Consider the following 404-nt stretch of genomic DNA (forward strand, 5'->3'; position numbering starts at 1 on the left):
TGGTGAGATGTTAGATGCACTCCGAAGCCAAGTCTTCGATGACCGCGTCTACGCATTTACACCACGTGGCGATGTTGTCGACTTACCAATGGGGGCAACTCCACTAGACTTTGCCTACCACATTCACTCAGAAGTCGGGCACCGTTGTATTGGCGCCAAAGTTGGTGGCCGAATCGTGCCGTTCACCCATAAACTCCACATGGGCGATCAGGTCGAAATCATCACAGCAAAAGAGCCAAACCCATCGCGAGACTGGTTAAACCCATCACTAGGCTTTGTTCATTCAGGGCGTGCTCGTGCGAAGATCAACGCTTGGTTCCGTAAACAGAGTCGTGAGAAAAACCTCGAAGCGGGACGTGAAATCCTAGAACACGAGTTGGTGAAGATTGGCGCGACGTTAAAAG

Annotated in this window: 1 protein-coding gene; it reads left to right on the forward strand. The window is 51.2% G+C overall.

The annotated features are described in order from the left end of the window. A partial coding sequence (locus R7Q38_RS24485; protein ID WP_318114669.1) for a TGS domain-containing protein occupies nt 1–404 on the forward strand: 404 nt, incomplete at both ends.

The organism is Vibrio sp. Vb0598, assembly GCF_033338935.1.
Classification (GTDB): domain Bacteria; phylum Pseudomonadota; class Gammaproteobacteria; order Enterobacterales; family Vibrionaceae; genus Vibrio; species Vibrio alginolyticus.